13 protein-coding genes and 1 tRNA gene are annotated in these 13,409 nt (G+C 71.1%); 9 read left to right on the top strand and 5 right to left on the bottom strand.

Annotation, left to right across the window (positions count from 1 at the left end; all coding sequences use genetic code 11):
* Nucleotides 1–147: 147 nt before the first annotated feature.
* From ACVMYR_RS05265 to ACVMYR_RS05245, 5 genes are all read left to right on the top strand, one after another.
* The gene (locus tag ACVMYR_RS05265; protein ID WP_457121204.1) at nt 148–621 is read left to right on the top strand and encodes a DUF6197 family protein; all 474 of its coding nucleotides are present in this window, start codon (nt 148–150) and stop codon (nt 619–621) included.
* 102 nt (nt 622–723) lie between these two features.
* Entirely contained in the window at nt 724–1,611 is an 888-nt protein-coding gene (locus tag ACVMYR_RS05260; RefSeq protein ID WP_457121203.1) for a bifunctional DNA primase/polymerase, read from the top strand.
* Entirely contained in the window at nt 1,608–2,837 is a 1,230-nt protein-coding gene (locus tag ACVMYR_RS05255; RefSeq protein WP_457121202.1) for a DUF3631 domain-containing protein, read from the top strand. The genes ACVMYR_RS05260 and ACVMYR_RS05255 overlap by 4 nt, the downstream gene beginning before the upstream one ends.
* Nucleotides 2,838–3,683: 846 nt before the next feature.
* Complete coding sequence (locus ACVMYR_RS05250; RefSeq protein ID WP_036373105.1) at nt 3,684–3,893, top strand: helix-turn-helix transcriptional regulator; 210 nt, start codon at nt 3,684–3,686, stop codon at nt 3,891–3,893.
* Nucleotides 3,890–5,266: a tyrosine-type recombinase/integrase gene (locus ACVMYR_RS05245; RefSeq protein WP_457121201.1), complete on the top strand. Its 1,377-nt coding sequence runs from the start codon at nt 3,890–3,892 to the stop codon at nt 5,264–5,266. Before ACVMYR_RS05250 ends, ACVMYR_RS05245 begins: the two co-directional genes overlap by 4 nt.
* Before the next feature lie 135 nt (nt 5,267–5,401).
* On the opposite strand, the gene ACVMYR_RS05240 is transcribed toward ACVMYR_RS05245, so the two are convergent.
* Nucleotides 5,402–5,488: transfer RNA gene (locus ACVMYR_RS05240), tRNA-Ser, on the bottom strand.
* Nucleotides 5,489–5,632: 144 nt separating this feature from the next.
* Between ACVMYR_RS05240 and ACVMYR_RS05235 the strand changes: the two genes are divergently transcribed.
* On the top strand, nt 5,633–6,610 hold the full coding sequence (locus tag ACVMYR_RS05235) for an NAD(P)H-quinone oxidoreductase (protein ID WP_396792884.1): 978 nt from the start codon (nt 5,633–5,635) through the stop codon (nt 6,608–6,610).
* Between the two features lie 112 nt (nt 6,611–6,722).
* On the opposite strand, the gene ACVMYR_RS05230 is transcribed toward ACVMYR_RS05235, so the two are convergent.
* The gene (locus ACVMYR_RS05230) at nt 6,723–7,727 is read right to left on the bottom strand and encodes a helix-turn-helix domain-containing protein (RefSeq protein ID WP_457121200.1); all 1,005 of its coding nucleotides are present in this window, start codon (nt 7,725–7,727) and stop codon (nt 6,723–6,725) included.
* Between the two features lie 139 nt (nt 7,728–7,866).
* Here ACVMYR_RS05230 and ACVMYR_RS05225 point away from each other — a divergent pair, with 139 nt between their 5' ends.
* Both ACVMYR_RS05225 and ACVMYR_RS05220 read left to right on the top strand, forming a co-directional pair.
* Nucleotides 7,867–8,565, top strand: a complete 699-nt coding sequence (locus tag ACVMYR_RS05225; RefSeq protein WP_457121199.1) for an NAD(P)-dependent oxidoreductase — start codon at nt 7,867–7,869, stop codon at nt 8,563–8,565.
* A gap of 22 nt (nt 8,566–8,587) precedes the next feature.
* Nucleotides 8,588–8,761 (top strand): imine reductase family protein, encoded by a 174-nt coding sequence (locus tag ACVMYR_RS05220; RefSeq protein ID WP_457121198.1) that lies wholly within the window; start codon nt 8,588–8,590, stop codon nt 8,759–8,761.
* A gap of 316 nt (nt 8,762–9,077) precedes the next feature.
* On the opposite strand, the gene soxR is transcribed toward ACVMYR_RS05220, so the two are convergent.
* Together soxR and ACVMYR_RS05210 are read right to left on the bottom strand one after the other, a co-directional pair.
* Nucleotides 9,078–9,614: a redox-sensitive transcriptional activator SoxR gene (soxR, locus tag ACVMYR_RS05215; RefSeq protein WP_431895614.1), complete on the bottom strand. Its 537-nt coding sequence runs from the start codon at nt 9,612–9,614 to the stop codon at nt 9,078–9,080.
* 87 nt (nt 9,615–9,701) lie between these two features.
* Nucleotides 9,702–10,409: a glycosyltransferase family 2 protein gene (locus ACVMYR_RS05210; protein ID WP_043960844.1), complete on the bottom strand. Its 708-nt coding sequence runs from the start codon at nt 10,407–10,409 to the stop codon at nt 9,702–9,704.
* Between the two features lie 124 nt (nt 10,410–10,533).
* Between ACVMYR_RS05210 and ACVMYR_RS05205 the strand changes: the two genes are divergently transcribed.
* Nucleotides 10,534–12,783, top strand: coding sequence for a hypothetical protein (locus ACVMYR_RS05205; RefSeq protein ID WP_457121197.1), 2,250 nt, complete (start codon nt 10,534–10,536; stop codon nt 12,781–12,783).
* Here the strand turns inward: ACVMYR_RS05205 and ACVMYR_RS05200 are convergent.
* Entirely contained in the window at nt 12,776–13,393 is a 618-nt protein-coding gene (locus ACVMYR_RS05200; RefSeq protein ID WP_457121196.1) for a hypothetical protein, read from the bottom strand. The two genes, ACVMYR_RS05205 and ACVMYR_RS05200, sit on opposite strands and share 8 nt — an antisense overlap.
* Between the last annotated feature and the right edge of the window lie 16 nt (nt 13,394–13,409).

Genomic DNA, 13,409 nt, shown 5'->3' with positions numbered 1-13,409 from the left:
GTCCCGGCCCGAAAACGGGCCCCAGCACCCCCCTTGCCCCACACGCCTGACACACCCCACACACCCCACACACGCCGGACCCACCCGGCGCGATTCCGCACACCCACAGGCGACTACCCACAGTCAACGCTGAGGAAGGTCATCACGATGACCGATCACCTACCGCAGTCCCCCGCCGACGCCCTCCGTGCCGCCACCGGCTACCTGCGCCGGCACGGCTGGCACCCCGGCCCCGGCCTCTACGACCCACACCACGGCTGCACCCACGGCGGTTGCCGGGTGGTCCGCTCCGGCATGTACCCCGCCAGCATCTACGGCGCGATCCGCGCCGTCCTGCTCGGCCGACCGCGCTGGTTCGCCATCACCGGCCCCACCACCGCCGAGACGTACGCCGCCGCCGTCGACCACCTCACCCGGCACCTGCGCACCCGCACGGTTGTCGACCTGCACGCGGCCATCCTGCCCTGGGAACGTGCACCGGGCCGCACCCGGCAGCAGGTCATGACCCTGCTCCTGTCCGCCGCCGACACCGCCCCCACCCCGGCCCCGGCGGCACGGCTCGCCCCGGTCATCCCGCTGGACGCCCGCCGCCCGGAGAGCCGGCCGCGCCGGATCGCCTAACCCGAAGTGCCTGATCGGCGCGCTTCGCGCGCTCACCGCCGGTTGGCCAGCGTCCGTGCGGCGTTGGCCACCGGCCCGCCTGCGCCAGGAAGGAGACACCTCATGTCCGACCTGCTCGCCGCCGCCCTTGACTACGCCGCCCGGGGCTGGCCGGTGTTCATGCTCGCTCGGTCGAAACGACCCGTTGCCAACTGTCCACCCTGTACCGATGCCGGCCCCGACCATGACCGCGACGCCTGCCCGTGTTTGACCTGCCACGGCTTCTACGCCGCCACCACCCACCCCGACCGGGTTGCCGCGATCGTGGACGCCGTTCCCACGGGGCAACTCGCCCTGCGCACCGGTGCGGCGTCCGGGGCCGTCGTGGTTGATGTCGACCCCGCCCACGGTGGCCGCGACACCATGAACGCGCTGATCGGCCGGGGCCTGTTGCCGCCGACGGCGTACGTGGTCACGGGGTCGGGTGGGTGGCACCTGTACTACCGGCACCCCGGCGACCCGGTGCCGTGCAGCCAGGGCAAACCCGGCCAAGGGTTAGGGCCCGGCGTCGACGTGAAAGCCGACGGCGGGTACGTGGTCCTGCCGCCGTCGGTGCACCCGCGCACCGGCCGCCCCTACCGGTGGACGCCGGACAGGGTGATGGAGGAGATGCCCCCCGCGCTGGTTGATGCCTGCCGACCGGTCGCGCCGGCACCGACCCCGGTCCCGGCGCACGTCCCGACCAGCACCCGCCCGGCGGGAGGCATCTCCTTCCCCGACCGGCTGCTAGCCGCGCACCTGCACGCGATCGCCACCGCCGCTGAGGGAACCCGCCGGACCACCCTCTACGGGGCCGCCCGGGGTGTGGCCCGCATGGTCGCGGCCGACGCGATCAGCCACGACGACGCCATCGCCGCCCTCACCACCGCCGGCCGTCAGGCCGAGCAAACCGACCGCGACATCCGCGCCGCCATCCGAGGTGGCTTCCACGCCGAAGGACTCGCCGCATGAACACGACCAGCACCACCGACCAACCCCACGACGGCGCGGCGATTCTCGACCAGGTACACGCCTGCCTCACCAAGTACGTGATCCTTCCCAGCTCGGAGGCGGTCGACGCCGTCGCGCTGTGGATCGCCGCGACCCACGCCCAAGCCGCGTGGGCACACGCGCCCCGACTGGTCATCCGCGCGCCGGAGAAGCGGTGCGGGAAGTCGCGTCTTCTCGACGTGGTCGAGGGCACCTGCCACGACCCGCTCATCACCGTCAACGCCTCACCCGCAGCCGTCTACCGGGCCATCGGCACCGGACAGCCACCCACGCTGCTCGTGGATGAGGCCGACACCCTGTTCGGCGGGAAGAACGCCGACGCCAACGAGGACCTACGCGGACTGCTCAACGCCGGCCACCAACGCAACCGGCCCGCGATCCGATGGGACAACAACACCCAAAGCCTGGAGAAGATCCCCACCTTCGCCATGGCCGCCCTCGCCGGCATCGGCGCGATGCCCGACACCATCGAAGACCGCGCCGTCGTCATCCGCATGCGCCGCCGCGCCCCCGGCGAGCAGGTCGCCCCCTACCGACACCGCCGCGACGGCCCCGCCCTCCGCGCCGTCGCCCAACGCCTCGCCGGATGGCTCCGCGCGAACCTCGCCATCCTCGAAGCCGCGGAACCGCCCATGCCGGTAGAGGACCGGGCCGCCGACACCTGGGAACCCCTCGTGGCGGTCGCCGACCTCGCCGGGGGCACCTGGCCGGCCCGCGCTCGCCAGGCCGTCACCGTCCTGACCGCCGAAGCCGACGACGCCGGCAACGTCTCCCAACGCGTTCGTCTCCTGGCCGACATCCGTACCGCGTTCGCCACCCTCGGCGACCCGCCCGCCGCGCCCAGCGCCGACCTGCTCGCCGCCCTCAACGGCGACCCCGAAGCACCGTGGGCCGACAGCGGCCCCAACGGCCTGACTGGTAAGAAACTCGGCGACCTGCTTCGCGAGTTCGACATCCGCTCCGACACGATCCGCTTCCCCGTCGGGCAGGCCAAGGGCTACACCCGCGACGCCTTCACCGACGCCTGGCAGCGCTACTGCCCACAACCCGAAACCCCCTCCACCGGGGTATCCGTACCATCCGTACCAACCTCGTTTCCGCAGGTCATCCCCGGTACGGATAACCCCGCTGGTACGGATCGATCCGTACCACGACGCACCCTCACCGCCGCCCCCGGTACGCATTAATCCGTACCGCGATCCAATCCGTACCGCCCCTGAGCAGGCAAAACGAGGTTGGTACGGATGGTACGGATACCCCCGGCCCGCCGTAGCTCCTAGCGACGTGAGGGCGACTCCGTGGGGAGCCGCCCTCACCAGGTGCCAGCAGCGGGTCAGAAGCGAATAACCTGCGTGAGAGCAACGATCAGCGTTGCCAGCCCGCTCAGGAAGGTCCCGAGGGCCGCAAGCACCGGAACCCACCAGGGCAGTTGCTTACGCCGCTTGCGCCGCCTTGTCTCTTTCGACCGCTGCTTTTGGTGCCATAGTTTCGTTAATCCCATCAACCTGTGCTTTCGCTGAGTGCGAGTGCAGGTCGGGGGCGGCGCTCGTGCCCATGCCTAGCCCGTGGTGCCGCCCCCTCCCTCGCAGGCAATTCACCTGCGCACTAGGGCAACGAGTTGGGGTTACGCAAGGCCACCCTCATCAATGATGAAATCGCACTTAATTGTGCGACTCTTCGTGCCCTTTCTTGACGGAATTAACACTTTTTGTCTTGATTTGGCGCACGGCTTTTTCTCGCTCTGCAACTTGCATTCAGCAAGGGCTTATGCACCTTTAGTGCATCTTGTCATGTTTCTTTGACCTGATTCGAACTTTATGCCGTCTTTACGAGGTTCTGCAACTAGCGCACCCATTCGGCCTGCGATGCCGAGATCGCACTCGTAGCCCAGCAGTCGATCTTCTGCCCGCCCCAGAGGTGGGGCATCGTTCTGCCCCGCTTTCCTGAGCCGTTCCGCGCCGGGGACTGCCCTGCAACGGCCGGAACAGCTACCCCGCCGCAGGAACTGCACGCACTAGGGAGGACACCCGCCCGTGACCGCCAGGCCGAAGCGCACCACCCCCACCGGCAACCTGCTCACCCTCGCCGAAGTCCTGGACGAACTCCGCGTACCCCGGTCGACCTTCTTCAAGTGGAAGGCCACCGGCCGCGCGCCCCGAACCATCAAGTACCCCAACGGCAGCCTCTACGTCCGCCGCCGCGACCTGGACAACTGGCTCAACGATCACGAGGAGGCCGCTTGAGCAGCTATGACGTACGCATTCACGCGATCCTGACCAACAGCCTCGCCGGCAAGAAGAAGTCCTACACCGTTCGATGGCGGGTCGCCGGCAAGTCCTTCCGGAAGACGTACGCCACCGGGGCGCTCGCCGAGAGCTTCCGGTCGAAGCTGGTCGTTGCCCAGCGCGAGGGAACGGCATTCGACGAGAAGAGCGGGCTGCCGGAGCCGATGGCCCGGGAACTGAACGCCCGCAACTGGTATGACCTGGCTGTCGCGTTCGTGGACATGAAGTGGCCGCGTGCTGCCGCAACTCAGCGCAAGAGCATCGCCGACGCGCTCACCACGGCCACGCTCGCGCTGCTCGCCACGTCGCGCGGCGCACCCGATGACGCCGAGATCCGGCACGCCCTCTACACCTGGACCTTCAACAAGTTGCAGCGCGACCGCGACAACGGCCTGCCACCGGAGCAGATCGCGCCGGTCGTTCGCTGGCTCGCCGCGAACACCCTCCCGCTGTCCGACGTGGCGAACCCCGCTACCACCCGAAAGGCGCTCGACGCGCTTACGGTCCGGATCGATGGCGGCCCTGCCGCCGCGAACACCGTTGCGAGGAAACGGGCCGTGCTCTACAGCGCCTTGAAGTACGCCGTCGAACTTCGCTATCTCGACGCCCACCCGATGGACTTCATCCAGTGGCGAGCGCCGAAGAACACCGACCAGGTCGACCGGAAGGTGGTGGTGAATCCCGAACAGGCACGTTCTCTGCTCTCGGCGGTGCGGAACCGCGATCCGCACTTGGAAGGCTTCTTCGCCTGCATGTACTTCGCCGCGCTTCGCCCCTCCGAGGTGATCCACCTGCGCGCCGACGAGTGCGAGCTACCCGAAACCGGGTGGGGATGGCTCCACCTCAGCGGATCGACTCAGCAGGTGGGCGAGGACTGGAGCGACGACGGCACGTCGCTGGAGGACCGGGAACTCAAGCACCGGGCGAAGAAGGCGACCCGCGACGTACCGGCCTGCCCCGAGTTGGTTCGCATCCTGCGGCACCACCTACGGGAGCACTGCCGCAACGCCAACGGCCGGATGTTCAACGCCGCCGGTGCCAGGGTGGCCCCGGTGTCGAAGAGCACCTACCTGCGCGCCTGGCGGCAGGCTCGTGAGGCAGCGTTGACGCCCGCCCAGCAGCGGTCACCGCTGGCGCACCGGCCGTACGACCTGCGGCACGCCGCCGTGTCGCTCTGGCTCAACGCCGGGGTGCCCGCTACCCAGGTCGCGCAGTGGGCCGGGCACAGCGTCCACGTCCTGCTGAAGGTCTACGCCTCGTGCATCGACGGCCAGGACGAAGCGGCCCGGAAGCGGATCGAGGGAGCGTTGGGCACCGAGGAAGCCGAGTAGCGCCGACACGAATACGACACGACCAGCGAGACGCGACGGCCCCGAGCGGGACGAAGTGAGACTCACTCACGAATGACGAAACGGCCTCTGGCTGGCGTCCGCGCTGGTCAGGGGCCGTTTCTGCTGTCCAGAGAGCGGAGGGTGTGGGATTCGAACCCACGAAGACATCGCTGCCTTACCGGTTTTCAAGACCAGCGCCATCGGCCACTAGGCGAACCCTCCCGGCACGTGCCCCGCAGGGCACGACCGTTGCCTAGTCTGCCAGAAGCCGGCCAACCCGCGACTCACCGTCCCACCGGCACCGAGCGTCGACGGACCGGGACAGCCCGAACGTGGAGGGCGCGCCGGATCGGGTATGACTGGGCCATGCGCGCGATCACGATTCCGGAGCCCGGTGGACCCGACGCACTCGTCTGGGCGGAGGTGCCCGACCCCGAGCCCGGCCCCGGCGAGGTGATCGTCGACGTGCGGGCCAGCGCGGTCAACCGGGCCGACCTGCTGCAACGGCAGGGGCACTACCCTCCCCCGCCGGGCGCGCCCGCGTACCCCGGGTTGGAATGCTCGGGGGTGGTCAGCGCGATCGGTCCCGACGTGGCCGGGTGGGAGGTGGGCCGGGAGGTCTGCGCGCTGCTGGCCGGCGGCGGGTATGCCGAGCGGGTGGCCGTGCCCGCCGGGCAGTTGCTGCCGGTGCCGGACGGCGTCGACCTGGTCGACGCGGCGGCGCTGCCCGAGGTGGCGTGCACGGTCTGGTCGAACGTCGTGCGGCTCGCCGGGCTGGCGCGGGGCGAGACACTGCTGGTGCACGGCGGGGGCAGCGGGATCGGCACGTTCGCCGTGCAGCTCGGCGCGGCGCTCGGTGCGACGGTGGTGGTGACCGCCCGGCCGGCCAAGCACGAGCGGCTGCTCGGGCTGGGCGCGGCGCACGCGATCGACTACCGGGAGCAGGACTTCGTCGAGGAGGTCCGCCGGGTCACCGACGGCCGGGGCGCGGACGTGATCCTCGACATCATGGGCGCGTCCTACCTGGCCCGGAACGTGGCGGCGCTGGCCACCGGCGGCCGGCTGGTGGTGATCGGGATGCAGGGCGGCCGGAAGGCGGAGCTGGACCTGGGGGCGCTGCTGGCCAAGCGGGCGTCGGTGGCGGCCACCGCACTGCGCTCCCGGCCGCTGGCGGAGAAGGCGGAGATCGTGGCGGGCGTACGCGAGCAGGTGTGGCCGCTGGTCGCCGCCGGGATGGTCCGCCCGGTCGTCGACCGGCGGCTGCCGATGGCCGAGGCCGCCGAGGCGCACCGCCTGGTCGAGTCCAACGCCCACGTGGGGAAGGTGCTGCTGACCGTCCAGTAGTGCCTTCTCGTGCCCGGACGGGCCGCTGCGCCTCCGGGCGCGGTGTCCGGGCACCCCGACGACGCTCGGGCTCGCCATGGTCACCGCTGGTGTCCATTCGCCCACCCGGCGATCAGTGTCCCTGGTGACGACGCCTCGGGGTCGCGGTGAACGCGTTCCGGTAGTTGGTGGGAGTCACGCCGGCCCTGATGGTGAAGTGGCGGCGCAGGTTCGCCGCCGTGCCCATGCCGCTGCGCTCACTGATCCGCTCGATCGACAGCTCGGTCGTCTCCAGCAGGGTCTGTGCGTGAGACAGCCGCTGGTCAAGCAGCCACTTCAGCGGCGTCATCCCGGTGGCCGCCTGGAACCGCCGGAAAAAGGCGCGGGTGCTCATCCCCGCCTGCTGGGCCAGGTCACCGACCGTCAACGGCTGGTCGAGATTGGCAGCCGCCCAGTCCATCACCACGCCGAGGCTGTCGTCGTCGGTGACCGCCACGGAGAGGCCCACGACCTGTGCCTGACCACCGATCCGGTGGGCGGAGACCACCATCCGGCGGGCCACCTGATTGGCCACCCGCACGCCGAGGTCACGGTGCACGAGGTGCAGGCAGAGATCCAGCCCAGCGGTCATTCCGGCGCTCGTCAGCACGTTGCCCTCATCGACGTAGAGCACCGAGTCGTCCACGTTCACCTTGGGGTACCGCTTCGCCAGATCGGCGGTCTGCGACCAGTGGGCGGTGGCCCGCCGGCCATCCAGCAGCCCCGCCTCGGCGAGCGCGAACGCGCCGGTGCACAGGGACACCATGCGCGCGCCCGCGTCGGCAGCCCGACGCAGTGCGTCGATGAAGTCATCTGCCAGAGGCTCACCACGGGAGATGACGGCGTCCGGCACCGAGGGGACGATCACGGTGTCGGCCTCGACGAGGTCGTCGAGCCCATGATTCGCACGCACGGAGAAGCCCCGCGCCTCCGCGGCGGGAGACTGCGAAACCGCACACAAACGCAGGTCGTACCAGGGATCGGCGAGATCGGGATGAGGATCACCGAAGACGGCGTAGGCGATGGCCGTCTCGTACACCTCGCACACCTGCATGTCAGTGTCGTTGATCACCGCAATCGCGACGGAGCCAGGACCCATGGACGCCAGTCTACGGCAGGATATTTTCGAACTCTGTCACTCCTGCCACTGTCGACACCCATCCAGCGATGCCACCATTCAGACATACGCGAGTCCGTAGTCGCGACACCTACAGCAGAGCAATTAACGGGAGTGGATGATGTCTGATCCAAATGCCGATCGACCCCCGGTCACTGTCGTCGGCCTCGGGCTGATGGGCCAGGCGTTGGCCGCCGCATTCCTCAAGGAAGGCCACCCCACCACGGTTTGGAATCGGTCGCCGGAAAAGGCGGAGCGACTCGTCGCCGACGGCGCAGTGCTCGCCGACACACTGGAAAGCGCGGTGACCGCCAGCCCCTTGGTGATCGTCTGCGTCTCGGACTACGACGCGGTCCACGAGCTGATCCGCCCCGTGGAGTCCGCGCTCGCCGGCCGGGTCCTGGTCAACCTGACGACTGCCACCTCGACGCAGGCTCGCGAGACCGCCGAGTGGGCCGCGCAGCGGAACATCCCGTACCTCGACGGTGCGATCATGGCCATCCCCCCGGTCATCGGCACCGACGGCGCCGTTCTGCTCTACAGCGGCCACAAGTCGGCCTTCGAGGCACACGAGTCGACGCTCAAGGCCATCGCCCCGGCGGCCACGACCTACCTGGACGAGGACCACGGCCTCTCCTCCCTCTACGACATGGCGCTGCTGGGCATCATGTGGGGCATCCTGAACGGATTCCTGCACGGTGCCGCCCTGCTCGGGACGGCGAAGGTGAAGGCTGAGACCTTCGCGCCGCTGGCGAACACCATGATCAGCGCCATCACGGAATACGTGACCGCCTACGCCCCCCCAGGTCGACGAGGGTAGGTACGAGGCGACGGATGCCACGATGACCGTCCACCAAGCGGCGATGGAGCACCTCGCCGAGGAGAGCGAGCACCTCGGCATTCACTCCGAACTGCCGCGGTTCTTCAAGACACTGGCGGACCGGGCGGTGGCCGACGGCCACGCCGAGAACAGCTACGCAGCCATGATCGAGCTATTCCGTAAGCCCACGGCCTGACCTCGATCGACGCACAATCGCACACGAAAAGCGGCGCGCCCGAACAGGAGAATTCCTGCGCGGGCAAAGCCGTCTGAGAAGCCCGGCCGGGCCCACGACAGTCAAGGGATGTCGGTCCCGAAATCGCAGTTCGCGGCACCCGACTCCGGAGAGCCCAAGCGCTGAAATCCGATCGCGGGGTCGCCGTGCAATTCCTCAGTTCCGCGACGTACGAGCGGATCCCCGTTCGCCGCCGGCACCCCTCGGCTCTTCCGGTGCGCAGGAGGCTCCTCGCGAGCAGATGCAGGAGAGGAGAACCGATCAGGTCGCGGAGACGCTAGACGGCGGCCGGGGCGACGCAGTCGCCGCACGCGGACGCAGGGTCAGGAGCGGGCGTGCAGTCGACGCAGGCGTCGTCGGGGCTGGCGGGGCCGGCAGAGCGGGGGAGCATGAGGCGGGCGCCGGGGCCCTCGCCGGACAGCTTGTCGTCGGGGTTGTAGAGGACGCAGCGCTGCAACGAAAGACAGCCGCAGCCGATGCAGCCGTCGAGGTCGTCGCGGAGTTTGGTCATCAGGCGGATCTTCTCGCTGAGCCGGGCCCGCCAGGCGGCGGAGAGTTCGGCCCAGTCGGCCGCTGTGGGCGTGCGGGAGGCGGGCAGGGAGTCCAGCGCCTCGCGGATCTCCTCCAGCGAGACGCCGACCTGCTGGGAAACGCGGATGAACGCGACCCGGCGCAGCTCGGTGCGGGCGTAGCGGCGCTGGTTGCCGCCGGTGCGGTCGGCCCGGATGAGGCCGAGGCGCTCGTAGTAGCGCAGCGCCGAGGGTGCGACCCCGCTGCGCGCGGCGAGCTGGCCGATGGTCAGGGATTCCTGCATCACGTCGCCTTGAATTGAAGTGGACTTCAACTCGACCAGGCTAACGGCACGGCCCGCATGACCGCCAGCACGGCGGAGCCGTCGGAATCAGTGCTGCGAGGCGCCCGCGGGGCGGCGGCGGGTGCGCTCCCGGCCGAGGATCCAGATCGCCTCGACGCCGTCCTTCCAGGTGATCTTCTTGCCCTCCTCGCGGCCACGCGCGCGGTAGCTGATCGGCACCTCGTACGGGCGGATGCGCCGGCGCAGCAGCTTGCCGGTCACCTCCGCCTCCATGCCGAAGCCCCGCGAGCGGATGTCGAGGGAACGGTAGAGCGCCACCGGCATCAGCTTGAAGCAGGTCTCCAGGTCGCCGATGTACGAGTTGAACAGGACGTTGGCCGCCATGGTGACGCCCTTGTTGCCCATCACATACCAGAAGCTGTAGGCGCTGTGGCTGCCGAAGGTGCGATTGCCGTAGACCACCGTGGCGCGGCCGTCGAGCACCGGGTCGAGCAGCTTGGGGATGTCCTGCGGGTCGTACTCCAGGTCGGCGTCGAGGATGACCATGTATTCGCCCTCGGCGTTGTCGACCGCTGTCTTGATGGCCGCGCCCTTGCCGGCGTTACGCTGGTGGGTGATCACCCGCAGTCGCGCGTCGTCGGCTCGGCCGAGGACCTCCCCGGTGCCGTCGCGGCTGCCGTCGTCGACCACGACCAGCTCGATCTCGCACGGATAGTCGACCGCCAGTGCCTGCTTGAGGGCATCCGCGATGCGTTCTTCCTCGTTGTAGACCGGCATGAGGATCGAGAGCTTCACGGGAATCTCCACGCTAACGGCGACACGTCCGGCCTAGCCTAGCTTGGCAGCTCAGCGCGGCGGGGTGCAGCACCGCCGGGCGTCGGGCTCGGCGCGTTCAGCCGGATGGTGTTTACTTCGCGCCATGTCGGCAGCCGGCTCCCTGCTCGTGGCGGCCCCGCTCGTCGCCGTCCTGTCCCTCGCCGTGGCGCTGCGCCCCGCCCGGCCGGACACCGTCGCCCCGCTGCGCCTCGCCGTGGTCCGGGCCGCGGTGGTCACCGGCGCGTTCGCGGTGCTGACCGTGGAGCTGCTCGGCGCGTTGCGCCTGCTGACCCTGCCCGCGTTCGCGGTCGCGTGGCTGATCTTCGTCGCCGCCACCGTGACGGCGGCGGGCTGGCGACGCCGCCGCACCGCCGCACCAACCGGGTCCGGCGCCGCCCGGGACCTGGCCGCCGTCCGGGCCCGGCTGGCGGACCGGTGGCGTACGGCCGGGCGGGGCGAGCGCCTGCTCGCCGGCACGGTCGGCGGGCTCGTCCTGGTGGAGCTGCTGATCGCGCTGCTCGCCGAGCCGAACAACTTCGACTCGCAGACGTACCACCTGCCGAAGGTGGAGCACTGGGTGGCCCAGGGCAGCCTGGAGTTCTGGCCCACCGCGATCCACCGGCAGGTGACGATCCCGCCCGGTGCGGAGTACCTGCTGCTGCACCTGCGCCTGTTCACCGGCGGCGACGCGCTGCACAACCTGGTCCAGTGGGCCGCCGGGGTGGGCTGCCTGCTGGCCGTCGCCCGGATCGCGGCGCAGCTCGGCGGGGGACGGCGGGCCCAGCTCCTCACCGCGTTCGTGCTGGGCACCACGCCCATGGTGGCGCTGCAGGCGACCAGCACCCAGACCGACCTGGTCTGCGCCGCCTGGGTGGCCTGCGTGGCGACCCTCGCCCTGGACGGGCTGCGCCGCCGGGCCAGGGTCGGCACGCTGCTGCTGCTCGGCGCGGCGACGGGACTGACCGCGGTGACGAAGACCAGCGGCCTGATCGGCGTCGGCCCGCTGCTGCTGCTCTGGGGGATCGGCCAGCTCCGGCTGGCGTACCTCGGCGGGATCGTGCGGGGTGCGGACCGCGACCGGCGGGCCGGGGCCAGGGTCGACGGACCGGCCCGGCCGGCCCTGGTCGGCGCGGGTCGCGTCGGTCTGCCGACCGGCGGGGCCGACGAGGTGGCCCCGATCGGCTCGGACGACGTCGCCCGGCCGGGGGCGGGCGGCGGCGCCCCGGAGCCGCCGGGGTCCCGCGCGGGCGGCGTGGCCCGGACGGTGGCCGGCTCCGTGCTGGTGGTGCTGGTGGCCCTGCTGGTGGTCGGCCCGTTCCTGGCCCGCGTGCAGGCGGAGTTCGGGCACCCGTTGGGGCCGCCGCGGCTGCGCGAGTCCATCCCGATGGAACGGCACGACCCACCGTCGGTCCTGGTCAACGCCCTGCGGATCGGGCACACCGCGCTGGACACGCCGGTCGCGCCGGTGCGGGCGGGCACCGCCGAGGCGATCATGGCCGGGGCGCGGGCGATCGGCGTGGACCCGCAGGACCGGGCCATCACCTTTGGCCGGGAGACCTTCCCGGTGCCGTCCTGGTATCCCGACGAGGACCGGGTGGCGTTCCCGCTGGCCGGCGCGCTGGCGCTGGTCGGCGCGGCGCTGGCGCTGGCCCGGCCGGCCCGGGTCAGCCCGACGGCGGCCGGCGCCCTGCGCGGGTACGCGATCGTGGTGGTGACGGCCGTCGCGCTGCACACCGCGATGATCAAGTGGCAGCCGTGGGGGAACCGGCTCCTGCTGTACGCCCTGGTCCTGGCGGCCCCGCTCGCCGGGCTCTGGCTGGACTCGCTCTTCCGCCGCCGGCTGGCGTCGGAGTCGGAGTCCGCGAGCGGCTCCTCCTCCGCCTCGGGCCGCCGGCGGTCGGTGGCGGCCGGGCTGGCGGTCGCGATGCTGGCCGGGTCCGCGCTGGCCGGCGTGCTCGCCCTGTCGTACGGCTTCCCGCGCCGGCTGGTCGGGGCCGGCTCGGTCTTCACCACCTCGGAGTGGGACACCCGCTTCCTGCGCCGGCCGCAGTGGGCCGACGAGTTCCGGGCGGCGGCCGACGCGGTCCGGGCCAGCGGTGCGCGGCGGGTCGGGCTGGTGCAGCAGAACGACAACTGGGAGTACCCGTGGTGGCTCCTGCTGCGCGACGCCGACGGCCGGCCGCCCGAGCTGGTGGCGCTCCAGTCGGTGCTGCCGGACCGGCCGCCGGCCGACCCCGCCTCGACGGACGCGATCGTCTGCACGGGCACCCGGAAGGTCTGCGCCGACCTGGTGCCCGCCGGCTGGACGCTGACCTGGCGGGGCTACGTCGGGTACGCCCTGCCGCCTACTTGAGCAGGACGAGCCGGGCCTTGGCGGCGTCGCCGTCCTTCGCGCCGGCCACGCCGACCGTCGCGCCGACCCGCACCGCCTCCGGCTGGATCGTCTTGCGCCGCTCGACCACCCGCAGGTCGTCGCCGAAGGTCCACGTCATCGTGAACCCGTCGGTGGACTTGACGGTCATCGAGTCCCCGTCGATCGCGGTGACCTCGCCGCGCTGCACGGCGACGGTCCTCGTGCCGCCGTCCTTCGTGCCCACCACGACCTCGCCGTGCAGGGTGTTCTTCTTCCGCAGCAGCACCCGCGCCTGCCGGCGCTTGCGCCACTCCTGCGCCCGCTCGCCCCGCTTCTCCTTCGCGTCGGGCTCACCGCTGGCCGGCGCGGGCGCGCCCGGCTGTGTCGAGCCCGAGCCGGCCGGGGCCGGGGCGGCCACCAGGTCGAGGTCGCCCGGGTCGAAGCCCAGCGCGGTGAGCGCCTGTCCCTCCGCGCCCAGCGCGGCGGACACGTCGACCGCGACCTCCTTGGAGGCGTCCTGCGCCACCTGCGCCGGCCCGCAGCCGGTGACGCCCAGGGCGACCGCCGCGAGCAGCGAGGTGGCGGCGACCGCGAATCCGTGACGTGCCATGGGTATCCCTCTCGTC

It is taken from the genome of Micromonospora sp. PTRAS2 (assembly GCF_054052245.1).
The sequence above is the reverse complement of the archived record's forward strand: the minus strand, read 5'-3'. Positions and strand labels throughout refer to the sequence as shown.

Bases quoted from the DNA above. Each gene is read 5' to 3' on its own strand.
- ACVMYR_RS05265 (WP_457121204.1), top strand. From the start codon at position 148: ATGACCGATCACCTACCGCAGTCCCCCGCCGACGCCCTCCGTGCCGCC.
- ACVMYR_RS05260 (WP_457121203.1), top strand. From the start codon at position 724: ATGTCCGACCTGCTCGCCGCCGCCCTTGACTACGCCGCCCGGGGCTGG.
- ACVMYR_RS05255 (WP_457121202.1), top strand. From the start codon at position 1,608: ATGAACACGACCAGCACCACCGACCAACCCCACGACGGCGCGGCGATT.
- ACVMYR_RS05235 (WP_396792884.1), top strand. From the start codon at position 5,633: ATGCGCGCGATCACGATTCCGGAGCCCGGTGGACCCGACGCACTCGTC.
- ACVMYR_RS05230 (WP_457121200.1), bottom strand. From the start codon at position 7,727: ATGGGTCCTGGCTCCGTCGCGATTGCGGTGATCAACGACACTGACATG.
- ACVMYR_RS05225 (WP_457121199.1), top strand. From the start codon at position 7,867: ATGTCTGATCCAAATGCCGATCGACCCCCGGTCACTGTCGTCGGCCTC.
- ACVMYR_RS05220 (WP_457121198.1), top strand. From the start codon at position 8,588: ATGACCGTCCACCAAGCGGCGATGGAGCACCTCGCCGAGGAGAGCGAG.
- soxR (WP_431895614.1), bottom strand. From the start codon at position 9,614: ATGCAGGAATCCCTGACCATCGGCCAGCTCGCCGCGCGCAGCGGGGTC.
- ACVMYR_RS05205 (WP_457121197.1), top strand. From the start codon at position 10,534: ATGTCGGCAGCCGGCTCCCTGCTCGTGGCGGCCCCGCTCGTCGCCGTC.
- ACVMYR_RS05200 (WP_457121196.1), bottom strand. From the start codon at position 13,393: ATGGCACGTCACGGATTCGCGGTCGCCGCCACCTCGCTGCTCGCGGCG.